The organism is Parabacteroides bouchesdurhonensis (assembly GCF_900186615.1).
GTDB lineage: Bacteria > Bacteroidota > Bacteroidia > Bacteroidales > Tannerellaceae > Parabacteroides > Parabacteroides bouchesdurhonensis.
The window spans coordinates 2,871,432-2,896,633 of sequence record NZ_LT896588.1; the positions used below are offsets into that span (position 1 = coordinate 2,871,432).

Sequence of the window (25,202 nt, forward strand, 5' to 3'; positions counted from 1 at the left end):
AATGAGTAGAGTTGACGTGTCAATTATTTTATCAGTTTATAACCGGGAAAAATATCTTTGTAAATGTTTGGATTCCATATTGTATCAGTCGTTTACCGATTGGGAGTGTCTGGTAGTGGACGACGGTTCAACAGATGGTTGCTCTGCTATTGCTGAAGAATATGCAAAGAAAGACAGCCGTTTTAGAATTTTCCATCAGGAAAACGGAGGAGTATCCGCAGCCCGGAATAGGGGATTGGATCATGCTACAGGGAAATATATATCATTTGTAGACAGCGATGATTTTATTGACATTGATTATTTGCGAGCGCTGTATGAAAGGATGACGACAAACGGTTTATCTATGGGTGGCTTGAAGGTTTCTCATTTAAATGGAGAAATGCAAGAGAGGCTACCAATAGCGGATTGTTTTTTAGTAGATAGAACCAATGAACAAAAGCTGACGGATTTATATGATTCATGGTTGTTATATGCTCCTGTTTGTAAATTATATGATCGTAATTTAATTGAAGCCAATGGACTTCGTTTCTGTAAAGAAATCAATTATGGAGAAGATGTCGTTTTTAATTTTACCTATTTACTGTATGTAGATACAATATCTGTCGTTCAGAAGCTGCTTTATAATGTGGTTAAAGTTGAAAATTCATTATCTTATATAGGCAAAGTATCTCCGATGCGGGTACATAATGCAAACTTTGAGGCTGTTGTTAGATTTTATAAAACGAAGAATATATTAGGTGAATATAGCAAAAATATTATAGGAGGACGTTATTTCTTTTGGACTTGGATGATGTGTAGATCTGTCCTTCGTAAACATGGTGAAATGTCTTTCGCTGAAAGATATAGATATTTAGCTGATGCAATGAGTGAAATAAATAAAGAATATTTATTTAATAGTCTGAAGGGGTACTTTCTTTATAGCTTATTATTGAAATCGCCGTTGTCCGTTTTTCTCTATTTTGAAATAGCGTATTTATGCTATAAATTAACAGGAAAGTTAAGTGCTGAGTTTATGAATGTGGGATTATGAAAATACAGCATGTTATTACCTCTATGGGGATGAATTGGGGCGGACCGGCGTTGACTACATTGCTTGTGGTACGAGGGCTTCGGAATATACATATAGATGCAAGTATATTGACTTATGGCGTAGGAGATGGAGATAAACCTGTATCCGGTGAGGATTTTATTGTTAGCCTTCCTTCTCTCTCGGCTTGGCAACAAACTGCCGGCTGGTCCTTACCTATGAAAAAAGCTTTAAAGAAAACGTCGCCGGATATTTATCATATACAAGGGCTTTGGCAGTATCCTATCTATGAAACAGCCCGGGTAGCGCAAAGAAAGAATACTCCGTATATTATTACGTTACACGGGCAATTATACCCTCAGGCTTTGGTTCTTTCGTCGCTAAAGAAGAAGATTGCGCTGTCGTTGTTTCAGAGGCGTCAGTTGCAGCAGGCAGCCTGTATTCATGCTACGTGTATGGAAGAATATCGTTATTACCGCGCTTTGGGCTTTACGAATCCGGTAGCCGTTGTGCCTAATCCGATAGATTGCAATGAATATCCTTTGTATTCGCGTACCGATAATATAAAGCGGGTTGGGTATTTGGGACGTATCCATCCTCGTAAAAATATACATCGCTTGATTGATGTATGGGCTCGTTTAGAGATAGAAGACGGAGTGCTTCTGATTATGGGCGACGGAGATGCGGCTTATTTAGAGCTGCTGCATGAAAAAGTACGTAAACTGGAACTTCGGAATGCGTTCTTTACAGGGTTTGTGAAAGGGGAGAAGAAACAGCAATTGCTGGCTTCTTTGTCGTGTCTGGTTGTTCCTAGTGATTTTGAGAATTTTGGTATGATCATACCGGAGGCTTTATTGCAAAATGTTCCGGTAATAGCCTCCACCGGTACTCCCTGGGAAGAACTTAATACCTATAACTGCGGCTGGTGGGTGGATAATGATGCGGATACTTTGGTAAATACGCTTCATGAAGCTTTATCATTGAATGAGGATACCCGTTACGAAATGGGTAACCGGGGAAGGGAGTTAATGCTGCAAAAATATTCAATGGAAACAATTTCTATTCAAATGAAACAAATGTATGACTGGGCAATCGGTAATACGTCTAAACCTGAGTTTATATTTGTAGATTAGAAATAAACGCATGTGTAATATGAATACTGTTTCGTTTATCGTTCCTGTATATAATAGAGCTCATTGTATCCGAAAATGTCTTGATTCGATATTGAATCAAACATGCCTTGATTGGGAATGTGTTATTGTGGATGACGGTTCGACGGATAATACATGGAATATCTGTACTGAATATGCCGGCAAAGATGACCGTTTTATAGTATACCGTCAAGAAAATAAAGGTGTATCGGCTGCGCGTAACAAGGCGTTGGATCTGGCAAAGGGACAATATGTTGCTTTTGTGGACAGCGATGATTATATAGAACTTGATTTTTTGGAAAAACTTATGCAAAATGTTACGGGGAATATCATGCCTGTTGCTTGTTTATCGTTGGACCAGAAAAGTCTTTATTCTTTTTTTTCTTCTGAACAGAAGTTGAAGTTAAGAGACGGAAATGAACGTGCTTTTGCAGAACTTGCTGAAACCGGATTATTATACGGTCCGGTAGCTAAGATATACGATCGTTCGATTCTGGAAAATAATCATATCCGTTTTCATACGGATGTTTCGTATGGAGAGGATGTTATTTTTAATTTTACCTATCTTCAATATATTAGTGAAATTCACGTAATACCGGAGCGTCTTTATAATGTAATACAAACTTCGGATTCATCAGTTATGCACCCCGAAAAACAATCTTTTGAATCTCATTTGCTGCGTTGGGAAGCTATATATCGTTTTTTCTGCGTTAAAAACATGAAGACCGGATTGTCTGAATATCTGAATGGCGCTTATTATGGGGTTATATGGTTGGGGTTATATGCTGTACTTTACAAACATAAAGAACTATCTGCCATATCCCGTTACAGATATATAAAGAATATAGCGAAATCACGCAAAAAAAGACCGATGGAAGGAGCCGGATTCGATTTTCCGGCATGGAAGCGCTTTCTGATCAATCATCCGTTTTTGTATTGGCTTCTTTCTGAATTAAAATACATGATGCGTAAATAAGAGAGTAAACGGTGATAAATAAAAAGAAAGCGCTGTACGGATGGTTTTCGGTCCTTTATGAAAAAATAAATATCATATTTATCGGTTGAGTCATGAAGATATCGTTTATTGTACCTGCGTATAATGCAGGACGTTATGTTCTTCAATGTCTGCAAAGCCTGTATGACCAGAATCTGCATCCGGATGATTTTGAGGTGATTGTGGTGAATGACGGTTCTACGGACGGGAGTTTGGCTGTTATAGGGGAGTTTGCGGTAGGCTGGAGTAATCTGGTTATTATAAATCAGGAGAATCAAGGGGTATCTGTGGCTCGTAATACAGGGTTGAAAAGAGCAAGAGGCAGGTATGTTATGTTTGTAGATGCGGATGATTATCTTTTGCCTTTATCAATCGGACAGTATTTGAATAAGATTGAAATGTATGATTTGGATTTTATACGGGGAGAATATACGGTTGTTGATGAGAATGGTAAGTCTCTGCCTTTTTTAGATAAACGAAAATATCGGGAATCTTGTAGCAATAAAGTTTTGGATGGTAAGGATTTCTGCCGTTTTGTTTTTCGGGAAGAATTTTTTGTTTGGTTGTATATTATCAAAAAAAGTTTTCTTGTAGATAACGACTTGAAGTTTCTAGTGGGTATCAGTATGTGTGAAGACCTTTATTTCTTGCTGCAAATGTGTCTGCCTGCAAAATCTTGTATGTATCTGAGTACAAATTTGTATGCTTACCGTATGAGTTCGCATTCCGCTGTTGCTTGTTTGAATAGAAAAAAACTGGAAGATTTTTTATGTGTATTAACCCATGTTTATGCCGAATTTGGAGATAGCGATATACAGAAAACCGTACATTCTGTTATTTCCCGCGGCGTTTGTATGATTGCTTATAGTACGGCTTCTTTGCCAAAGCAAGACCGGAAAAAGATGGTTGAACAGTTGAATGCCTCTCCTTTTTCTATATTACCGGTGAATGGGACATTCCGGCAAAAGCTTCAGGTGCTGGCTTACAATTTGTTTTCGGTAAGCGGTTTTATTTTCTTGAAACAACTGAAAGATTTTATTTTCCAACATAAAACAAATCAATGAATATAGTTTATTGTATTCCCAGCTTGTATGGTGCGGGCGGGATGGAACGCGTATTGACCCGTAAAGTGAATTACCTGGCGGCAACGGGTAAGTATGCTATTACGATCGTTACGGTAGAACAGGACGGGAAGCCTGTTTATTTTCCTTTGGATGAATCTGTTAAAAGGGTGGACCTGGATGTCGATTTTAAATCTCATTATAACAGGAACCTGCTTGCAAAAACCTATCTGCATTATAAGAAATTAAAGCTATACAAAAAGAAACTGGAGGCTTATTTAAGAGAGTATCCGGCTGATATTTGTATTTCGTTATGCGGGAAAGAAATAGATTTTCTGGCATCGATGGCAGACGGCAGTGTGAAAATGGCGGAAGTTCATTTTGCCAAAAATTTCAGGAAGCAGTTTCTTTTATCTGTCCATAGGGGCAAACTATGGGAATGGATTGGGGCCTGGCGGACGCAAAGCCTTGTACGCCGAATTAAGAAATTAAGTCATTTGGTGGTTCTGACGAAAGCGGACAGGTTGGATTGGCTGAAGGATTTCGCGGAAGTTAGTTATATCTATAATCCGATAGAACAGATGGCGGATGGTTTGCCGGAACAACCGGAGCGTAAGTTTATAGCGGTGGGACGCTTGGAACCGCAAAAAGGTTTCGACCGTTTGATAGAAACCTGGTGCATGGTTGCATGGAAACATCCTGATTGGGTATTGCATATTTGGGGAGAAGGAACTTGCCGGGAACAATTGGAAGAGCTTATCGCCCGAAAGAATCTGGAGAAAAATGTATTGCTGAAAGGGACGACGAGGGATATACGGAAAGAATATTTGAATAGTTATGCGTATGTGATGAGCTCCCGTTATGAGGGTCTTCCTATGGTATTGCTGGAAGCATCTGCTTGCGGGTTGCCATTGGTTTCGTTTGATTGTCCGTGTGGCCCAAGCGAGGCCATACAGAACGGATTAAACGGTTTCTTAGTACAGGCAGGCGATTGTGAAAAGCTTGCAAAATATATATGCTACTTAATAGAAAATAAGGCCGTTCGCGACAGGATGGCTAAAACTTCTTATGAGATGTCAAAGCGATATGATATTGAGCCAATCATGAATCAATGGATGGATTTGTTTGATTCACTTGTAGCCCGTTATAAAAAATGATCCGTACTGTTTTACTCTACCTGCTTTATCTGAAAGAGAAATTCCGCTTGTGGAATAAGGTTTCTTTCCGGGGATTTACGGTTGTCTATGCTTATAAAGATTCCCGTATTATATGGGGGAATAAGGTCATAATTAACAGCCATCCTTTATCTAACTTGGCGGGTATGCGCCAGCGTGCAATCATTGTAGCGCGCTACGGCGGTACGATCCGGATAGGCAACGGGGTGGAAATGTCTGGCATGACCATTTATGCCTACCGGCAGATAGTGGTAGGCGACCGGACGATGATAGGCGCTAATACGATTATAATGGATACGGATTTCCACCCGTTGCAAGCGGAGTATCGGCACGGTACGGACCGGTCTTTGATCAAGCGTAAGCCGGTTTCCATTGGAAAAGACTGTTTTATCGGCATGAACGTAACAATTTGTAAAGGAACTGTACTTGGCGACCGTTGTGTGGTTGGCGCCGGAAGTGTGGTTTGCGGAGAGTTCCCTGCCGACTGTATAATTGCCGGAAATCCGGCTAAAATAATTCGGATATGTAAATAATGTATTTATCGTAAATAAATAAGTAATGACAAATAATTCAATACTATGAACAAGCAAAATTTAGTAAAAGAGATCTCCATTAGAATGAGGGTAAATCAAAAAGAATGTAATCGGTTTTTAGATTGTCTTTCGGATGTCGTTATAGAAAATTTACAAAAGGACGATTCTGTAAAAATCCCTAATCTGGGGCGTTTGTATCCCCGTTTGCAAACTACTCGTCCGGGACGTAATCCTCGCACGGGAGTGAGTTGTCCTGTTCCGGAACGTATGAATGTTAGATTTAAAGCATCGTTAATTTTGTTGGAGGCGTTGAATTCTGAAAAAAAGGAGAATAAAAGATGAAAAAAGTAATAGTTTCTATTTCCGGTTTCATGCTGCTATTTGTCTTTCTTGCTTCATGCGGTTCGGTGAAAGACATTACTTATTTGCAGACAGACGGTTTGCTTTCCAAAACGGAGATTGTCGATACGTTTGAGTTGCGTATACAGAAGGATGATATTTTGGATATAAAAGTTAGCAGTATCGATAAAGATGTATCGGAACCGTTTAATCCACAGTATGTAGGAAGCTCAAGTTATTATAACAATAACTATAATTGGAGTTATAATCAACTCGGCTTTTTGGTAGATAAAGAGGGGGCTATCAATTATCCTGTATTGGGAAAAATAAAAGTGGCCGGTTTATCATGCAGGGAATTGATCGACTATTTGCAAGACCGTCTTTCCAGGGAAGGGTATATAAAAGATCCTATCGTAATGGTGCGTTTTCTAAATTTCCGTATTACGGTATTGGGAGAGGTTAACCGTCCTGGTACATACAATATCAATACCGAACAGGTCACTTTGTTCGACGCGTTAGGGCTGGCCGGCGATTTGAATTTGTATGGCCGTCGTGACCGTGTAGCGGTTATCCGTGAAGATAAAGGAACGCGTACTATCTTATATCATGATCTCCGTTCTTTGGACGTTATGCAATCTCCCTTCTTCTATTTGAAACAAAACGATGTGGTTTATGTGGAACCTAACCGGGTAAGAGGGGAGCAGAGTGCACAGAACCAATTCTCAAATATAGGTACATGGATTACGATGATTAACTTCTTGACTACTATGGGACTTCTTATTTTTAAATAGTAAATATATGAATGGCAAATATAAAGTGAGCGATTTGCAGGGCGAGGATTTTAATATCCGTGTGGTTGTTGATGTTTTAAAAACAAAGTGGTATTGGTTTGCCATCTCCGTTTCTGCCTGTATGTGTGTTGCTTGGTTTTATAATCAAATTTCACCGGTACTATATGAAGAGAAAGCAATAATATTGATAAAGACTGAGGAGAAAACAGATGCCGCTTTTATTGAAAAACAGTTATTTTTTCCGAAAGGCAATTTGGATAATGAGCAAATTATGCTGAAGTCTCGTTTTCTAATGTCTAAAGTGATTAACCGTTTGGGGCTTGAAACGGAATATAGTGTAAAAGACGGATTCCGCAAAAAAGTGTTATATCCGAATATTCCTATTTCTGTAAAATTTGATTCTTTATTTAATAAAAACGTTTTTTTATCTGTGACGCCCTTGTCTGAAACTTATTATCAAATAGGGGATTTTTCGGAAGAAGCGGATCGGTTAGTGAAGGGAACCTTCGGAATACCATTAAAAACTTCTGTTGGAGAATTGAATATAATACGGACACCCGATTTTGACTCAACTTATATAGGAAAGACTATTTATGTGAATTGTTCGACATTGCCGTCCGTTGTTTCAAATTTTACGAGTCCTTTATTTGTAAAAAAAGTAACGGATGTTTCTACTTTGATGAATATAACCTATAAGGATACGAATCAAGATCGTGCTGCTGCTATAATAGAAACTTTGGTAGATGCTTATAATGATGATGCTAAACAGGATAAAAATCAAATACTGTTCAATACATCATTGTTTATAGATGACCGTATAAAAATAATTAATGAAGAACTAGGCTTGGTAGATAGTGATATAGAAAATTATAAAAAGGAGAACGGCTTGACCAATCTTGTGTCGGAAGCTTCTATGTATCTTACTAATAATAATGTAAGCCGTCAGGAGATAATCCGGTTGACCAACCAAATGGAACTGGCTCGGTTCATCAAGGAATATTTGAATGATCCGACTAAGCAGTTCGAACTGCTTCCTGCCAATAACGGTATTATGGATACAGGGGTGGAATATCTTATCAGTCAATATAATGAAAATATGCTTTTGCAAAAGAAACTTACCCAGGTTTCGGGTGACCGGAATCCGGCAGTAGGGGCCTTAAATAACAAACTGGCGTCTTTAAAAAAAGCAGTGATTTATTCGCTGAATAATATATATCGTTCTTTGCAGATCAAGCTGAAGGATATGGAGCGTCAGGAAGAATTGACTGCCCACCAGATTGGCACAGTTCCGGAGCAAGAGCGGTATATCATATCTGTAGAGCGCCAACAGAAGATAAAGGAAGAGCTGTATCTGTATCTTTTAAATAAACGGGAAGAGAATGCCTTGAGTATGGCAACGATTGAAGATAAGATACGCATAATAGATACGCCTTATAGTGCAGGAGTGGCTTCGGGCATGAGTTTTATGACTTTGTTGCTGGCCGCTGTAATAACAGGGATACTTATACCAGGTGTGTGGTTTTATATTCAACCGATGCTGGATGTCAGCGTTCGCAACCGTAAGGATATTAAAGGCGTATTAACTATTCCATTTTTAGGAGAGGTCCCTCGTAAAAAGAAAATGAAAGGGGTAATTGTTCTCGATAAAGATGCAAGGGATGAGGTTTCGGAAGCATTCAGGATTCTCCGTTCCAATCTAGATTTTGTTTTGTCACCGAAAAATGGGGCGCAGGTAATCATGTTTACTTCTGCCAATCCGGATTCCGGTAAAACGTTTATCTCTTCCAATCTGGCTGTTTCGTTATCCATGACGGGCAAACGCGTTTTATTATTGGATATGGATCTTCGGAAAGGTTCGGGGCGTAAACAGGATGGCAGTATTTATCCGGGTATCTCTACTTATTTGTCAGGAAAAGCAGCCGACTGGAAAAGCCTGGTACATGCGCCGAAAGAATATCCTAATTTTTATGTTATTCATTCCGGTCCTGTTCCTCCGAATCCGGCGGAACTTCTTTTAACTCCGGGATTGGATGAGTTGGTACGGAATGCGAGGAAAGAATATGATTATATTTTGATAGATACGGTTCCTTGTGGCATAATGGCTGATTCCCAGATTATTAATAGGGTTGTGGATATGACTGTCTATGTTATACGGGAGGGACTGATGGACCGGCGCATGTTACCGGAGGTGGAACTTTTATATAAAGAGAAAAAGCTTTCTAACATGACGGTAATTTTGAATGACGCAGGGGCTAAAAGCGTACCTTATAATTATGGCTATGGATATGCCTATCAATATGGCGGAAAGAAAAAACGTAAACTTATATAATTTTATATGTATATGAAGAGCGGAAAAAATGTTTTCTTTTTTATCTTATTTTTCCTGTGTCCTGTCTGTTTATTGCATGCCCAGTCGGAAGAATCTATTCATAAATATGTTTCGTTACGCAAACAAACATCTTATGTACGGGATAATAAAGGATCTTGGACTGTCTCTTTAGCAGGAGGAACAAATGTTTATTTTGGAGAGAATGACTTATCATCCGGAACAAGTCCGGATAAACGTTTGTCGCCGTATGGTAAGTTGACAGTCTCTTGCTGGTTGTCTTCCGTATGGGGATTCCGCGCACAAATAGATGGCGGGTATTTCAAAAATCAGGCGGTGAGAGAAGAAGACGATAGAAATAAAGGCGAATTTTACTTTATGGATGGGTATTTGCAGGTGATAACCAATATTATGAATTGGGGAACTTATAAACGGACCAATCGCCCTGTATCCGTCTATATTTATGCGGGAGGCGGTATGATTTGGACTCCCGACCGGAAACATGCTCCGGCCCAATATTCACCGGCTGCTGTGCTGGGGGGACAATTGAATGTAAGGATAAATGACTATTGGAGCATTTATCTGGAATGCGACGGTTCTATTATAAAGGATAATTTTAATAATCATACAGGAGAGCGTACGTATGAAGGTGCTGCCGGTTTAGCGTTGGGACTGACATATCGTTTTCCGTATTAACACAATTCAAAGCAGGTGATGAAAACGTATATTGTGAATTTGAAGGAATGCGTAGAACGCAGGAAACATGTATTGCATGAGATTGAAAAATATCCGTTTATGGATGCAGAGATTATAGATGCGGTAAACGGTAAGCTGATGAGTGATGAGGAAATTAGCAGGGTATTTGATATTAAGAAATTCAAACGGAGATATGGACGTTTTCCGGTTAAAGGTGAAATAGGGTGTACATTAAGCCATCGGAAATGTTACCGGTCATTATTATCAACGGATGAGCCTTATGCTCTGATCCTGGAAGATGATGTTTCTTTTATCAGTCCGGAAGATACGGAATTTATAATTAAGCAAGGTGCGAAATTGCTGGAAGAAGGAAAAACGGATATCGTATTGTTTGTGCCGATGCTTGTGTTATATAACCGTCCCCGTAAAATAAACGAAAAATATGTGGTTTATCCTGTTTATGCAGCTTATGAAACTTGTGCTTATTTAATCAGCCGTAAAGGAGCAAAACGTTTATTGAAAGATAAACGGAGCAGTTTGCTGGCCGATGATTTTATATATATGAACCGGCATGGCATTCGGATAAAAGCTTTTTATCCGAATATCGCGGTGGGACTTTCTACTATAGATAAAATGGAAGGGATTATTGGAAAAGAAGAAAGGAAAAAGGTCAGACTGCATGTGGAATTTCCTTTTTGGGAAAAAGTAAAAAGGTGTGTTCTATTTATCTATAGCATTATTGCAATAAAGAAGGGATGGCTTATAGATAAAGATTATTATAAATGGAGTAATAAATGAAAAAAGTAATACTGTTTTTTAGTTTACTTTGTTTTCCTTTTTTCTCTTATCCACAGTATTCGTTGGGAGGAAGCGGATTGATGAATGTCCCTTCGGCTGATATGCATGAAGACGGTACGTTTACAGTAGGAGGAAATTATTTGCCGAAAGCTATGTTGCCCGATCATTTTAGGAATCATACGGGAAATTACTTTGTAAACCTGACATTTTTGCCGTTTGTGGAAATGAGTTACCGGTGCACTTTGCAACGGATAGAAGATGAGGTTAACAGGAAGTCATGGCAACAGGACCGCTCTGTTTCATTGAAACTACGTGTATTGAAGGAAAAAAAGTATGTTCCGGCTATTGCATTCGGTTCTAATGACGCGTTTACTACCTATCAGTTAAACCCGTTTTCCGATAAAGGGGACAACCGTTTCTTTGCTTCCGTTTATGGTGCGGTAACGAAAAATATACCTATGGGAAGCCATAGTTTGGGTTTTACGGCCGGTTACTATATTCCGGTTCGTAAGCAAAAGATAAACGAAGGGGTATTCGGAGGGATTCGGTATGTGCCGGGCTTTTTTCCACAGATGGAACTGATTGCGGAATATGGCGGTGAGAAGGTTAATGCCGGCGTTGCCTGCTTCTTGTTTAATCATGTTCGATTGCACCTGTTTACGTATGGCTTAGAGGCTGTTTCGGGAGGTATCAGATATGAGTTTAAATTGTTTCATTAGGAGATGAAAATATCGGTTATTACTACCACCTATAATAGCGGCCGGACCGTACGGGATACGATAGAAAGTGTTTTATCCCAGGATTATCCGGACATTGAATATATTATTATAGATGGAGCCAGTACGGATGATACTTTACGGATCGTAAATGAATATGCGGATCGTATTTCATGGATCGTATCAGAACCGGACAAGGGAATTTACGATGCTATGAACAAAGGTATACGGATGGCAACAGGAGATGTTGTAGGCATACTTAATTCGGATGATTTTTTTGCTTCCCAGGATGTTGTAAGCCGTATTGCCTCCGAATTTGCCGAACCCTCATTGGATGCTGTGTATGGCGATGTGCGTTTTGTTTCTCCGGAAGATTTGTCACGTTGCGTCCGGCACTATTCATCCCGTATATTCCGGCGTCCGTTGATGCATTTGGGATTTATCCCGGCTCATCCGTCTTTTTATGTAAGGAGAGTTTGGTATGAACGTTTAGGACTTTATAATATGAGTTATCGCATTTGCGCCGATTTTGAATTATTACTACGTTTTATTTATATACAACGCATTAATGTCCGCTATTTGCCGTTTGACTTTGTTACAATGCGTACGGGAGGAGTTAGCACAAACGGTTTTCAGTGTTATAAATGTATCATGGAGGAGCATCGGCGTGCCTGTAGGGAGAATAAGGTGTATACCAATCCTTTTTTACTGTCTTTGCGCTATTTGTATAAACTAACGGAATTTATTTGTGCTTATTGAAGAATGCTTTATGGGTAAATTCAGAATTATTGTTGTTTGTTGTTTTTTATTTGTTGCATACGTAAGGTCTCAACCTTCTTCTTTATTAAAAGAGCTACGTTCTCTGGGGTTTGAAAATTTGTCTTCGGGTAATGCAAAGATATATGATTGGTTTGCTTTCGAGGATCGTGTCCACCGGAATACTTATCAAGGATTAGGGGATGCGGTCCAACTGTTGTTGGACGACCGTTCCATAGAACGGGATGTTGCTTTTATTTTACTAGAGAATAATATTCCTCAGATAAAAGCAGTAGTTCCTTATAAATTGGTATCAGCTTGCCGAAACGGTCTGATTTCTATCCAGGATGTTTTTAAGGGGATGACTATTGCGTACGATACGGATAATTACAGGCAAGGCGGGAAAAAAGGCAAAACTTATAACCATTCGGCCGGAAAGATCGATTTGGTTTTTTATCCTCAGTTGCTTTTGGCTAATTATCGTTTGGATGTGCTGTATGTTGTAGCTTTGGACTTGGCTCCGGCAGTGGAAATGCAGTTATGGCCGGGCGCTAAATTCACAGGTCAGGTTATTTTTCCTTTGTATAATAATCTAAAAGGTCAGGTTGATTATATCCGTCCGGGCATATTGGCTTTGTCGCAGTCGTTTCGTTTACATGATAATGTTTTCGGATCGCTTAGTGCAGGAAACTTTAATGCAAACAGGATGGGGGTGGATGCGTCATTGCGCTATCGTACGAATAACGGACGTTTCAGTATTGGGGTGAACGCCGGTGTTACCGGTTCATCTACTTTTTACGATCATCGCTGGCAGGTCTCTAATTGGGATCGCATGAATTATTCCGGTATGGTTTCTTATTACGAGCCTTCTTATAATATGGAGTTTGATTTGCAAGCCGGTCAATACATATATGGCGATAAGGGCGTCCGTTTGGATTGTACACGTCATTTCGGAGAAGTCTCGGTAGGCGTTTTTGCCATGTATGTGGGCGATCTGGCAAATGGCGGTTTCCATTTTGCTATTCCGCTTCCCGGTCGGAAACGGAAACGTCCCAAGCATTTTCCGGTGCGGTTTATGTTGCCTGAGCATTTCGATTGGGAATATCAGGCTCAGGCATCGCCGGAGTATCAGGAGCGTCGTTTAGGGCAGGTTTATGAAGTAAGACCGGATGAAAACCATAGCAGCCGTTTTTATAATCCGGATTATATAAAGTATAATTTAATACATTTTCAAAGATGAAGAGAAATAAAATATGGTTTAGCCTTGTTGCCGTATTTGTTGTATTGTTCTTAGGTATGGAATTATGCCTTCGATCTATTTGGGGCTTTTGCGATGCCGTCTTGATGCAACCGGATGCGGACTTTGAGTATATTGCCCAGCCTTGCCAGAACCGTTGTCGTTTTGGACGGCATATCGTGTATAATTCATATTCCCAGAGAAACGGAGAGGTCGATTCGACGGCTATTATAATATTGGGGTTGGGTGATTCTGTTATCAATGGTGGAACGTTGACCGATCAGGATAGTTTGGCAACAACTCTCCTCGGGGAAGAGCTATCTTACCCAAGTCGTAGGGTACAGGTTTTGAATATTTCTGCGGGTAGCTGGGGACCGGATAATTGTATGGCTTACCTTAAACGGTATGGGACATTTAATGCTCAGGCGGCTTTTCTTGTTTGCAGTTCGCATGATGTGCATGATACAATGGATTTTACTCCGGTTATAGATAAAGATGTCAGCTATCCTTCCCATCAATATACGTTTGCCGTATGGGAGTTGCTGGACCGTTATCTGTATCCTCGTTTGTGCAACTTACTTCATATATCAGGTTCGTCACCGGCTGTTGATTCTGTTCAAATCATCCGGAAACCCGGAAAATCCTTTAACCCGGGATTCCCGGCATTGGCCAGTTATTTTCGTGATAATCATATCCCATTCTTTGTGTTGCTTCATGCTGAGACCGGTGAACAGCAACAAGGTCATTATGGTGAGGAAGGAATGGCAATATTAGATTTCTATACGGAAAATCAAGTGCCGGTGTTGACCGATTTAGGTAAATTGTCTTTATCGGATTACCGGGATAATATTCATATAAATGAACGAGGACAACAAAAACTAATGTTGTTGTTGGGGTCTTCGTTGTTTGAAATACTGAATAATCATTAATAATTACAGTTATGAAAAAAACTTTGTTCTTTCTGATAGTAATACTGTTAGTCGGCGTTACTTCTTCAGGATTCATTTCCTGCACGTCCAACGAGCCGTCTCCCGAACAAGTAGACGACTCTTTTAATGATGAGATCTATTTTGTTTCAGGTCGTGTAACTTCCGGACAATCTTCATTATCCGGGGTAAGTGTCAAAATTGATAATGACTCACCGGAAACAATGACCTCGGCAGACGGAACGTATCAATTGTTTTTATCTAAAAAAGGCAATTATGTTCTGCGTTTTCATAAAGACGGTTATGTAGATATTGTTACTACCGTTTTATTTAATGATAATACGCCTAACAGGAGCAGTATTGTTGTTTCGCCGGACATGACACTTTCCAGCGCTGCTATAACTGTTACTCCGGATAGCGAAATAGAAATAGCGGATCCTACAGGGCGTGCGGTTTTAAGTGTGATGCGTTCTTTTGCGGAAAAGACGGATGTGGCTTTAACGGTTTATAAAGAGCTTCCTGCTAATTATTCTCCGGGCAATTCTTTGAAATCCGAACTTTACGGAGTAGGATATACTACTGTAGAAATCTCTCCGACAGGAACGGAATTGACAAAGGAAAGTACCCTGCGAGTGAATAAACAGACATCGGATGCCATATCGTTTGCTTCGGTTGATTTATATCAGCGTAATGCCGATAACGAATGGGAGAAGACAAATGATGTAATATTGGATAAGTCCCGTAATGCTTATACTGCTAGTATTACTGCGCTTTCTTCTTATTCGATGCGCATTCCTTATACGGTTTCGGGTGGACAAGAAACGGTTTCGGACCATTTAAACGGTAGTCTGGACGTGGATAATTGCGGAAATATGGCGGCTCGTGAGAATATTGAAATTAAAGTTAACCAGCTTTGCGGTTGGGATTTTGTTACAGATCTTCACAAGGAAGTCCGCTCTACTTTTTCGGGGATTTCCCAATCGGATGAAGACGCCTTATGTGCCCAGATAACGGAACAGATCATTTCGCTGGAGGGTAGCACTGACGGTTATTATGAATTGCCGGTAACATTGTCTGCTGCTGCGGTTAGTGGTAATTCGGTTATGCACTATGAGAATTATGCGAAGGAATGTATATTGACTTATTCGTTTGATATTGCCTATCTGGATACTTCGTATACAATTGCTGTTATGATTAAAAAATACACAGGAATGGATGAAAGGTATACGAATAAGAGCTGCTATCAGCATTCGGGAGGACAGGGACAGTAAGTTTTAATTATAAACGGAATGAATTATAAAAATTGGCTTTTATATCGGTTGTTACGGACTATATATCATTGGATACTGCGAACATGGAAGTCTTTTATTTCCATGTTTACAGATAAATTTTCTCGAGAATTTATCTGTAAACAAGACGTACGTCTTGTTTATTTGAATAATCCTAAAGTTGCTTGTTCTTCCATAAAGGTTTCTATGTTCGGGGATTTTGAATATATTCATAGGTATGTTCAAAATAATAATTATGAAACTAAGAGTTTATCTCCGGAAATGCGGTCTTACTATAAATTTACTTTTGTGAGAAACCCCTATGTACGTTTGGTCTCTTGCTATGAGGATAAGATTGTGAAAAATAAAGACCACTTCCCACAGTACTATCATATAGATATGCAGGGAATAACAAATTTTGATGATTTTATAAAGCGAATTATAAAAATATCATATTATGAAGCTGATCCTCATTTTGCAAGTCAATATCGCTTGACTCATAATAAATGGGGGAAATGCTTGGTTGATTATGTGGGAAAGTTTGAAAATCTAAAAAATGATTATGAACCGATACGAATCCGATTCGGGTTAAATCCTTTACCACATAGAAACAAGGTGGCTTCGCTTTTAGGTAAAAACTGGATGGATTATTACACTTTAGAGACGGCGGAACTGGTGTATAAGAAATATAAGAAGGACTTTACTGCATTCGGATATAAGGATGAATGTCGTAAGTTAAAAGAATACCTGAAACAAAAAGTATAAAAACAGAATACGCGTATGCTGAATTTTTTCACAAAGAATAAAATTGCCTTACCTTTTTCTTTTGCGGATGTTCATACCCATATTCTTCCTTGTGTGGATGATGGGGTGTCATCTGTGAAGGAAGCATTGGAATTGCTCTCTTTCCTGAAAGAGAGGGGAGTGGAGCGGTTGTTTTTTACTCCGCATGTGATGGCGGATTATCCCCGTAATAATGCTTCTTATCTGAACGAACGTCTCCGCTCGTTTATGGAGCTATACATGGAGCATACTCCGGATAAATATCCGGAAATCCGTTTAGCTGCCGAATATATGCTGGATGAGGAATTTTATTTTCATCTGGATAAAGGGCTTCTTACTTATGACGGGATACATGCTTTGGTGGAGATGTCGTGCCTGCAACGTCCTATGGGGTTGGAGGAGATGCTTTATAAAATTCAGTTGTATAATTATGTACCTGTCCTGGCACACCCGGAACGTTATTTGTTCTTGTCACAATCCGATTTTATTTATTTAAAGGAATTAGGTTGTCGTTTTCAATTGAATCTGTTTTCGTTGCAGGGCTTGTATGGCGCATCTGTAAAAGAGAATGCCGAACGGTTGTTGGGCAACGGTTTGTATGATTTTGTAGGGAGTGATATACATTCGGCGAATAGTACATCACTCTATGAAAATTTTTTCTTGAAACGAAAGTCCGGTTTGTTGGTAAAAGACTTGATGGAAAAGAATGAAGTGCTTTTCCGGGAGAAACAATCCTCTATAGAGTAACTGTTTATCCGTTTTTACGTGGACGTCCTTTGTGGTGAGCATTGCTTTGCCTGGGGCGTCCATTGTTGTTATTGCCCTCTTTACGTGGACGTCCGCGTCCGCGTCGGGGGGTATTATACTTTTCAGGTTCGTATAAAGGAGCTTCTCCGAATTTCGGATCAACAGGTATTTTATATACCGGTTTTTCCAGAAAATCTTCAATACGTTTGAATTGGGCTTGTTCGTCGGTTGAAATGAATGTAATGGCCAGACCTTCTCCATTCGTTCCACGGGCCGTACGTCCGATACGGTGTACATAATCTTCCGGATCGTGAGGTATGTCATAGTTAATGACAAGGCGGATATCATTGATGTCGATGCCGCGTGATACCACATCGGTTGCAACCAGAATATCAATGTGCCCGTTCTTGAATTCTTTCATAACCTCTTCCCGTTGCGACTGTTCCAAATCGGAATGCATGGGCGCAACGTTAAATTTCATCCTCTTTAAGGTAGCTGCCAATTCTTTGACTTTTATCTTTGACGAAGAGAAAATGATAACCCGTTGCGGACGGCTTTGTAAAAATAAATCTTCGAGGATACGTATTTTCTGCGGTTCATAGCAAACGTAAGCTGTTTGCAAGATGGTTTCGGGAGGGCGGGAGATAGCTATTTTTATTTCTTCCGGATTCTTTAGTATCGTTTTAGCCAATGTCCGGATTTTAGGGGGCATGGTAGCCGAGAACATGATGACCTGGCAGGTAGGAGGCAACAGTTTATGTACCTGCATGATGTCGTCATAAAATCCCATATCCAGCATACGGTCTGCTTCGTCGAGAATAAAGAAAGAGGTTTGCGACAAATCTACTGAACCTAGCTTGATATGCGCCAGCAAACGTCCGGGAGTTGCTATAACAATATCGGCTCCCATTTCCATCCCTCGCTTTTGTTGTTCCCAAGCTATGCCATCAGTTCCTCCATACACAGCCACAGCCGAAACCGGGATAAAATAGGTAAATCCTTCGATCTGCTGGTCTATTTGCTGGGCAAGCTCGCGGGTGGGAGCCATAATTATTGCGTTGATAGCGTTAGCCGGATGTGTTCCTTTGCTAAGCTCGTTAATTACCGGCAACACATAAGCAGCCGTTTTACCTGTTCCTGTTTGGGCACAGGCAATAATATCCTTCCCTTCTAAAATAACCGGAATAGTAAGCTCTTGTACCGGGGTTGTTTCTGCGAAATTCATGGCATCCAGCCCATCTAGTACGGCTTCTTCCAAGTTCAATTCATCAAATCTCATCTTGCATCATTAAATTCTCCGTAAAGATATATAATATTTGGCAATATTTTAAAGCCAGGTGTATATAGTTCTTTCAAATAGTTTATTTTATAGGAATATTTGTTGATTTTCTTGTGGTTTTGGTTGTTTTTTTAAACAAATGACATATCTTTATGCCCAACAATCATGTCTTTATAAAAAATGGATAATATAAATAAAGATGAAGATATTAAAGATCTTCTAACGAGATTAGAAGAAAAAGCAAAGGTTAGTCTGGAACTTCATGAACTTATAAATACAATTTTAGATAAGCTCCCGTTAGGTGTTTTTGTAAAGGATGCAGAAGACCAATTCAATTATTTGTATTGGAATCATTTTATGGAAGAAATTACCGGAATTGATGCGTCTGACATTAAAGGAGACAACGGTTCTAAAATGGATTTTGGTGGCATATTATCTATAGAAGAACGTTTTGAAATAGATCGTATGACTATGAAGACCGGTAAGGTTAAAGAGTTTCAAGGCAGAGTGAAAACACCTTCGGGTGAATTTAAAGTTATTGAAGTTACTAAAATACCTATCTCATTAAAAGACGGAAAACCTCTGTTACTCACTTTATGGAGGGATATAACAGCCAAACAGGAAATAGAAAAGACTTTAAAAAGGACGCGCATTTTGACAAAAATGGCTTTGCGTACCGGAGATATACGTACCAGTTCCATTTTTGTTAATCCGGATAGCACATCGAATTATGAAGATTCTATTGTTACTATAAATGATTGGAGTACAAAGGATGAAAGTACTATAGATGTGCCGTGGAAAGCTTTTGCGGGAAGAGTACATCCGGATGATTATGAGGCTTATGTTAAAGCCTTTTATGATCTCTGTGCCGGTAAATGCCAAGACATGAAAATAGAGTCTCGCATCAAGTTATCGAATAATAGTGATTATACCTGGCGCGATACTACGGCGTATGTTTACGAACGTGATGAAAGGGGACGTCCTACTATCATTATCGGTTGTTCTACGGATATTCAAAGCCAGAAAGATCAGGAATTGGACATGGAAGTAGCCCGTAAAAGAGCGGAAGATGCCGATAAAATGAAGTCGAAATATCTTGCCGATATGAGTCATGAAATACGTACTCCGTTGAATGCGATTACCGGGTTTGCAGAGCTGATGGCTTTTGCCGATACGGATGAGGAACGTATGTCGTACTATGAAATTATTAAAACCAACAACCAGTTGCTGATGCAGCTTATCAACGATATCCTTGACCTCTCTAAGATAGAGGCGGGTGCTATCAAGATAAGTTATGCTCCCATTCATATTAATGACTTTATGGATATGGTTTATGCTTCTGCAAAGCTGCGTGTTCAGGAGGGTGTTGAAATGATTCTGGAGAAAGAGGCTGCGGATTGTGAATTTGTGACAGACCAGATTCGCTTATTACAAGTAGTTAATAATTTGGTGAATAACGCAATTAAGAACACAAAACAAGGCAGCATTACTCTTGGATACCACCGGTTGCCGGAAGATATGTATGAATTTTATGTAACGGATACCGGTATCGGTATAGCTAAAGACGAGATAGATACTCTGTTTGAACGTTTTGTCAAACTGAATGATTACGTAGAAGGTATCGGTTTAGGGCTGGCTATCAGTAAAGGTTTGGTTACCCGAATGGGTGGTTCTATCCGGGTCGAGTCCGAACTGGGTAAAGGCTCTCGTTTCTCATTTGTACTTCCTTGCCATAGAAGGAGCATCTAACGGAAGCCAAGCGATACATCACTTCCGTTTGCCGTAATAGCGTTCGTATATTTTGTTATATAAACCGCTTTCCCTAATCCGGTTAAGCCAACTGTTCAAACTGTCCAATAAGACGGGTGATTCTTTTCGCACAGCCCACGATTGCAATTGGGTAAAGCTGATATCCGTGTCGATATCCAATTCAGGCAATTGCTTTTGAGAAAGGCGGGCTATCTGCTGGTCGCATACGGCATAGTCTATATCGCCTTTGGCAACCATGATGGCTAATTGTTCGGACGAGTATAATTCATCTTCTATTACATAAATAGAGTCCCCAATCTCAATCTCCAGATTATGCAGACGCAAAAGTGCCGGAGAATCTTTAGGTATATAAAGCGTCTTTTTAGCCAAGTCCAATTGATTCCGTATAGGTTGTTTCCCGTCATTTGCTTCGGCAGTACGCTGTACCAGAACCTGCTTGTTTAATACGATAGGGTCTGTAAACAGATATTCTTCCTTTATTTCACTTGTTGCCGGAATATTGCGGGCAATGACATCGTATTTATTTCCGGATAAGTCTTCAAAGCTTTTAGCCAGGCTCATTTCCAGATGCGTTTGCACTTCCAGGCCCGACAGCTTGGCTATGGCCTGGCTCAGTTCATACTGAAATCCTTCAATGGTATCTCCGGCAACGTAGTAACCGGATTGGTTGTATTCGGTTACCATTCGCAGAACGCCTTCTTCCTTTATCTGTTCATAATCGCGTGGAGGTATTTCATGCAACGGATGCTTCCATAACATAATCATTGTAGAAACGGCTATAGCCAGCAGGGCTATATAGAGAATGAGCAGTTTTTTAGTTCTCATACCACCTGTTATTAAGGATGCGGATACTAATTATTGAATACAACGGCAACACCCATCTTGAGTACCATCGGATCAAGCGGATAGTGCGACAATGAGAAGTAGTTCGGTGTAACGAACTTGGAGCCCAGATTGTATGCCATCACGAAGAAACGGGCCTGTTTCAAGTGGAAATTGGCATAGGCGTTGATCAGCGGATAATTGCCCACTTTGGCTTCCTTGCCTTCCCTTTGCAACTGGAATTGTTGCGTGGCCGGTTCGTAATAAGGAGCGTAGTAAGCAGTATTATAATACATATTGGCTCCAACCTGTATGGTCAATACTTTGGCCAGCTTGAATGCCACATACATGTTGGTATATAAGCTCATTTCCGGAAGGGGCAATACCTCTTTGTCGCTGCTCAACTGATAGGCAATTTCATTGTCCCACCCGAAAGCACGGTATCTGAGGTCTTGTTTCAGACGTGCGGAAACAACCTGTATGTTTCCGTTATTTTGTTCCGGTACGCCTGCACGGTTGAAGAATATGTAATTCTGTATGCTTTCTACGCCGGCAGACAACTTTGTGCGTGTTGATTCCAGATTGATTTCCCCGCCTACATAGATTTGCTGTATTTTCTTAAAGTCGTTATCCCATACGAAAAAGCGGGAGTGGTTATGACGTATGTAGAAAGCCGGATTGACATTCTTGATGTATCCGTCGGCTTTGATAATGGCATCCTTTTTGAAGAGGGGGAAACGGGTTTGTATGTCTCCTGTTACGCGCAGCTCCCCGATGTCGTCGCCTAGCAGTCCCAGTTCTCCACGGGCATTGAAGGTAAGGAGGCTTCCCCGTCGTTTCGATATTTCAGCTCCCAGAAAGGTAGAAAACTCGTCATATATCTGGTTGGCATCGGGGGATATAACCGGATAAGAACCAATACCTTCATTTGCCATATTTACCCGGGGCAGTTTAAACCGGCGTTTTTCAAAGTTTACGTAGGCTGTTAATCCGAACTTCACCCAATCCTGGAATCCTTCGCGCATGGAGAGGGCAAAGGTGTTGCTTAAACTCCAATAGGAGGTACGGTCTTCCACCTTATTTCCTGTTCCTGTTTCATAAATATTGGCGTAGCAAGTATCTATACCGGCATCAGTAGAACCGAAATGGCGGCGGTTGTCTTTATACTCAAATGTATGGATGATGCTGGAAACGGGTACGAATACTTTCTTGGTTTCACCTTCTTCATCCGTCTCATCCAGTTCACGTTCAAATCCCAGATTATAACGCTGGGTGAAAAAGTATTGTTTTCCGCGAACACGGTTCCAGGTGTCTGTAAAACGTACGGGAAATGCTTTTGTGTCGGTGGTACGCTTGCTGTCGTAACCTTCTACGGGGTTGTCCGGATTCGTTATATACCGGTCGTTTGTCAGTCCGCCGTTCTCTTTATTGATAAAGTTGAAGTTGCTCAGGTAAGCGTATAATTCGTATTTCTCGGAAAGGTAATTCCCAAACACGCGGTAACTTAGCAGCTTGTTCCCGTTAGAATCATAATGTCCCCTGCTGTAGATGTAATCCAGGTCGCCGCCAATGTTTATCTTTTTCCCGAAGTTCAGGGTAAGCGTACCTTTCAACCGTTCGTCTTTGTTTTGGCTCGAACCGGCTGTCGTGTACATAATATTGGTGTACGGGATTTTTGTATCGTAGAAATAAGCATTTTCCGGCGTAGTGATATAATAGTCGTAGGGATCGGCAAAGATAAAATCACGTGCTTCTTTCCGGTCGAAGAACATGCGTGTTTGTGCTGCCGAACCGACGTTTCCTTCGTAGCCTACAGCCAGCGACTGGCTTTCTACTAAAGTGGAGTTGGCTATGTTAAGCCTGTCGGTATCCATTGGCGCTATATAGGGATCTCCCAGTAACGGGGTGAGATGATAACCGATGATGCGTCTTGACTTTAACGATGTGCTGTCTGCAACCAGCAAGCTGTCCGGTATATCTTTTTTAGCCGATGAAAGATTGGATAGCGAGAAACTGCCTCGTCCACCACCCCGGCGATCTTGTGCAGGCACGGTTAAAGTTCCACACAGGAAGAGTAATATGAATAAATAATACTTCATGGGCTGCAAAGATAATAATATACCTCTTTTGAATGCAAAAGACGGGACTTTTACTTGCAAAAGAGCAGACTTTTTAACTGTTAAGACGGGACTTTTACATTTAAAAGACAGGACTTTTGATGTCAAAAGAGGTATCCTTTTTTTGCAGAATCTACAAATTATACTTTCTTAATAATTTCCATTCCTTTTTTTATGGCAGCTTCATTCATAGGGATAAGCTTGTGGTGACGTTCGGGCAATGATTTCTTCAAGCCCAGCAATACGTTTTCAAGTTTTACCATCGGAACGATTTTCAACAGTCCGCCAAGAATAAGCATGTTGAATGCTTTTTCATTTTTCATTTCCGTAGCAGCATCCATGGCATCTACGCGATATACGTCGATGTCGGTACGTTTTACGGGAGTGTGGATACCATATCCGTCATAAATAAGGATACCGCCCGGTTTTACTTTGCTTTCAAACTTCTCCATCGATGGCTGGTTCAATATGATAGCAATGTCGTATTCGTTCAATACGGGAGAGCTGATACGGTCGTCGCTCAATATTACGGTAACATTGGCTGTACCGCCACGTTGTTCGGGGCCGTATGAGGGCATCCAGCTTACTTCTTTTCCTTCCATCAATCCGGAATAAGCCAGAATCTTTCCCATAGACAAAACGCCTTGACCTCCGAAGCCTGCTATAATTATTTCTTGTTTCATTTTATTTAATTTAATTGTAGTTGGTAGTTAGTAGATAGTAGTTGGTAGACGACAAGCAGTATTTTTATTGCTCGCTGTGCTCGCAGTAGTTAGTAGTTGGTAGTTAGTAGACGACAAGCGGTATTTTTTACTAACAATCAACTACTCATTACAAACTACTAACTACTCACTACCAACTACTTTTTATTCTTCGTTTTTTAAATCTCCCAACGGGTAGAAGGGGAACATGTTTTCTTCCATCCACTTGTTTGCTTTTTCAGGAGTCATCTTCCATCCGGATGAGCAGGTGGAAACAAATTCTACAACAGATGTGCCTTTACCGGACATTGAATTTTCAAATGCTTTGCGTAGCATCTTCTTTGCCTTCTTAACGGCTGCCGCTGTTTGTACACTCTGGCGGGTTACCAGGCAAGTGCCTTCCAGTTCAGCCAGCAGGTTGCCTATCTTTAGCGGATAACCGTTCAGCGCGATGTTACGTCCATAAGGGCAAGTGGATGTAGGCATGCCTTCCAATGTGGTAGGCGCCATCTGTCCGCCTGTCATACCGTAGATGGCATTGTTAACGAATACGATAACGATGTTCTCGCCACGGTTGGCGGCATGGATTGTTTCTGCCGTACCTATGGCTGCCAAGTCTCCGTCTCCCTGATAAGTAAATACCATTTTACCCGGATTCAGTCTTTTTACGGCGGTAGCAATGGCCGGCGCACGTCCGTGTGCGGCTTCAATCCAGTCTATATCAAGGTAATTATAAGCGAATACGGCACAACCTACGGGGGAGATACCAACGGTTTTATCTTCCATGCCCATTTCGGCGATCACTTCGGCAATCAGCTTATGTATTACACCGTGGCTGCAACCGGGACAGTAGTGCATGGGATTTTCATTCATCAACCCGGGCTTTGCATAGACCAGATTTTCCGGTTTAATTATTTCGTTGAGTTCCATAATGATAATTTTAATAATGTGCCAATTTGATAATGTGCCAATGAAGTTTTTCTAACCGGCATAGGATCGGATTAACACATTTGCTTATTTAATTAATATATCTTGCTACGTATTGTACCAGTCTCAACACAATGGCAGAACCGCCACAATACAAGAATACAGTACGGTCGCTTACGGCAAAGTAACAGATTACAGCTGCAATGGCCAGTAGCATAAAGAGCAATGTCAATATTTCGTCTATTTTACTTCCGCGCTTCAT

25 protein-coding genes are annotated in these 25,202 nt (G+C 40.5%); 19 read left to right on the forward strand and 6 right to left on the reverse strand.

The genetic code is table 11. The features are described from left to right. Position 1: 1 nt before the first annotated feature. The 18 genes from C1721_RS12425 (at position 2) to C1721_RS12510 (ending at position 17,324) form a co-directional block, all read left to right on the forward strand. A complete protein-coding gene (locus C1721_RS12425) occupies positions 2–1,030 on the forward strand; it encodes a glycosyltransferase family 2 protein (RefSeq protein ID WP_102408570.1) in 1,029 nt (342 codons plus the stop codon). Further along, on the forward strand, positions 1,027–2,160 hold the full coding sequence (locus C1721_RS12430; protein WP_102408571.1) for a glycosyltransferase: 1,134 nt from the start codon (positions 1,027–1,029) through the stop codon (positions 2,158–2,160). The genes C1721_RS12425 and C1721_RS12430 overlap by 4 nt, the downstream gene beginning before the upstream one ends. 19 nt (positions 2,161–2,179) lie before the next feature. Then, positions 2,180–3,154, forward strand: a complete 975-nt coding sequence (locus C1721_RS12435) for a glycosyltransferase family 2 protein (RefSeq protein ID WP_159063581.1) — start codon at positions 2,180–2,182, stop codon at positions 3,152–3,154. Positions 3,155–3,246: 92 nt separating this feature from the next. Beyond that, positions 3,247–4,236, forward strand: coding sequence for a glycosyltransferase (locus C1721_RS12440; RefSeq protein WP_102408573.1), 990 nt, complete (start codon positions 3,247–3,249; stop codon positions 4,234–4,236). Then, positions 4,233–5,390 carry a glycosyltransferase family 4 protein gene (locus C1721_RS12445; RefSeq protein ID WP_102408574.1) on the forward strand — a complete coding sequence of 386 codons (1,158 nt, stop codon included), beginning with the start codon at positions 4,233–4,235 and terminating at the stop codon, positions 5,388–5,390. Before C1721_RS12440 ends, C1721_RS12445 begins: the two co-directional genes overlap by 4 nt. Further along, entirely contained in the window at positions 5,387–5,941 is a 555-nt protein-coding gene (locus tag C1721_RS12450; RefSeq protein ID WP_102408575.1) for an acyltransferase, read from the forward strand. Before C1721_RS12445 ends, C1721_RS12450 begins: the two co-directional genes overlap by 4 nt. Before the next feature lie 45 nt (positions 5,942–5,986). Continuing rightward, positions 5,987–6,283, forward strand: a complete 297-nt coding sequence (locus tag C1721_RS12455) for an HU family DNA-binding protein (RefSeq protein ID WP_102408576.1) — start codon at positions 5,987–5,989, stop codon at positions 6,281–6,283. Continuing rightward, positions 6,280–7,071 carry a polysaccharide biosynthesis/export family protein gene (locus C1721_RS12460; RefSeq protein ID WP_234347446.1) on the forward strand — a complete coding sequence of 264 codons (792 nt, stop codon included), beginning with the start codon at positions 6,280–6,282 and terminating at the stop codon, positions 7,069–7,071. The genes C1721_RS12455 and C1721_RS12460 overlap by 4 nt, the downstream gene beginning before the upstream one ends. A gap of 7 nt (positions 7,072–7,078) precedes the next feature. Continuing rightward, entirely contained in the window at positions 7,079–9,400 is a 2,322-nt protein-coding gene (locus tag C1721_RS12465; RefSeq protein WP_102408577.1) for a GumC family protein, read from the forward strand. A 12-nt stretch (positions 9,401–9,412) separates the two neighbouring features. After that, positions 9,413–10,093, forward strand: a complete 681-nt coding sequence (locus C1721_RS12470; protein WP_159063582.1) for a hypothetical protein — start codon at positions 9,413–9,415, stop codon at positions 10,091–10,093. An 18-nt stretch (positions 10,094–10,111) separates the two neighbouring features. Beyond that, positions 10,112–10,891: a glycosyltransferase family 25 protein gene (locus tag C1721_RS12475; RefSeq protein WP_102408579.1), complete on the forward strand. Its 780-nt coding sequence runs from the start codon at positions 10,112–10,114 to the stop codon at positions 10,889–10,891. Continuing rightward, positions 10,888–11,610: a YjbH domain-containing protein gene (locus tag C1721_RS12480; RefSeq protein ID WP_102408580.1), complete on the forward strand. Its 723-nt coding sequence runs from the start codon at positions 10,888–10,890 to the stop codon at positions 11,608–11,610. Before C1721_RS12475 ends, C1721_RS12480 begins: the two co-directional genes overlap by 4 nt. A 3-nt stretch (positions 11,611–11,613) precedes the next feature. Continuing rightward, the gene (locus C1721_RS12485; RefSeq protein ID WP_102408581.1) at positions 11,614–12,366 is read left to right on the forward strand and encodes a glycosyltransferase family 2 protein; all 753 of its coding nucleotides are present in this window, start codon (positions 11,614–11,616) and stop codon (positions 12,364–12,366) included. A 10-nt stretch (positions 12,367–12,376) separates the two neighbouring features. After that, positions 12,377–13,603 (forward strand): YjbH domain-containing protein, encoded by a 1,227-nt coding sequence (locus tag C1721_RS12490; protein ID WP_159063583.1) that lies wholly within the window; start codon positions 12,377–12,379, stop codon positions 13,601–13,603. Next, positions 13,600–14,529 (forward strand): hypothetical protein, encoded by a 930-nt coding sequence (locus C1721_RS12495; protein WP_102408583.1) that lies wholly within the window; start codon positions 13,600–13,602, stop codon positions 14,527–14,529. The genes C1721_RS12490 and C1721_RS12495 overlap by 4 nt, the downstream gene beginning before the upstream one ends. Before the next feature lie 11 nt (positions 14,530–14,540). Next, positions 14,541–15,797 (forward strand): peptidase associated/transthyretin-like domain-containing protein, encoded by a 1,257-nt coding sequence (locus C1721_RS12500; RefSeq protein WP_102408584.1) that lies wholly within the window; start codon positions 14,541–14,543, stop codon positions 15,795–15,797. 102 nt (positions 15,798–15,899) lie between these two features. Next, positions 15,900–16,559, forward strand: coding sequence for a sulfotransferase family 2 domain-containing protein (locus tag C1721_RS12505; protein WP_234347449.1), 660 nt, complete (start codon positions 15,900–15,902; stop codon positions 16,557–16,559). A gap of 15 nt (positions 16,560–16,574) precedes the next feature. Then, on the forward strand, positions 16,575–17,324 hold the full coding sequence (locus tag C1721_RS12510; RefSeq protein ID WP_199830408.1) for a tyrosine-protein phosphatase: 750 nt from the start codon (positions 16,575–16,577) through the stop codon (positions 17,322–17,324). Positions 17,325–17,328: 4 nt separating this feature from the next. Here the strand turns inward: C1721_RS12510 and C1721_RS12515 are convergent, their stop codons facing one another. Next, positions 17,329–18,603, reverse strand: coding sequence for a DEAD/DEAH box helicase (locus C1721_RS12515; RefSeq protein ID WP_102408586.1), 1,275 nt, complete (start codon positions 18,601–18,603; stop codon positions 17,329–17,331). Positions 18,604–18,783: 180 nt separating this feature from the next. On the opposite strand from C1721_RS12515, the gene C1721_RS12520 reads away from it, so the two are divergent. Further along, positions 18,784–20,352, forward strand: a complete 1,569-nt coding sequence (locus C1721_RS12520) for a PAS domain-containing sensor histidine kinase (protein ID WP_102408587.1) — start codon at positions 18,784–18,786, stop codon at positions 20,350–20,352. A gap of 18 nt (positions 20,353–20,370) precedes the next feature. On the opposite strand, the gene C1721_RS12525 is transcribed toward C1721_RS12520, so the two are convergent. The 5 genes from C1721_RS12525 to C1721_RS16205 all read right to left on the reverse strand — a co-directional run bounded on the left by C1721_RS12525 (position 20,371) and on the right by C1721_RS16205 (position 25,202). Continuing rightward, a complete protein-coding gene (locus C1721_RS12525; protein ID WP_102408588.1) occupies positions 20,371–21,198 on the reverse strand; it encodes a transporter substrate-binding domain-containing protein in 828 nt (275 codons plus the stop codon). Between the two features lie 26 nt (positions 21,199–21,224). Then, a complete protein-coding gene (locus C1721_RS12530; protein WP_102408589.1) occupies positions 21,225–23,294 on the reverse strand; it encodes a putative porin in 2,070 nt (689 codons plus the stop codon). Positions 23,295–23,452: 158 nt separating this feature from the next. Next, positions 23,453–23,995 carry a 2-oxoacid:acceptor oxidoreductase family protein gene (locus C1721_RS12535; RefSeq protein WP_102408590.1) on the reverse strand — a complete coding sequence of 181 codons (543 nt, stop codon included), beginning with the start codon at positions 23,993–23,995 and terminating at the stop codon, positions 23,453–23,455. 183 nt (positions 23,996–24,178) lie between these two features. Next, positions 24,179–24,943, reverse strand: coding sequence for a thiamine pyrophosphate-dependent enzyme (locus tag C1721_RS12540; RefSeq protein ID WP_102408591.1), 765 nt, complete (start codon positions 24,941–24,943; stop codon positions 24,179–24,181). A gap of 88 nt (positions 24,944–25,031) precedes the next feature. Continuing rightward, on the reverse strand, positions 25,032–25,202 hold the full coding sequence (locus tag C1721_RS16205; RefSeq protein WP_187117232.1) for a hypothetical protein: 171 nt from the start codon (positions 25,200–25,202) through the stop codon (positions 25,032–25,034).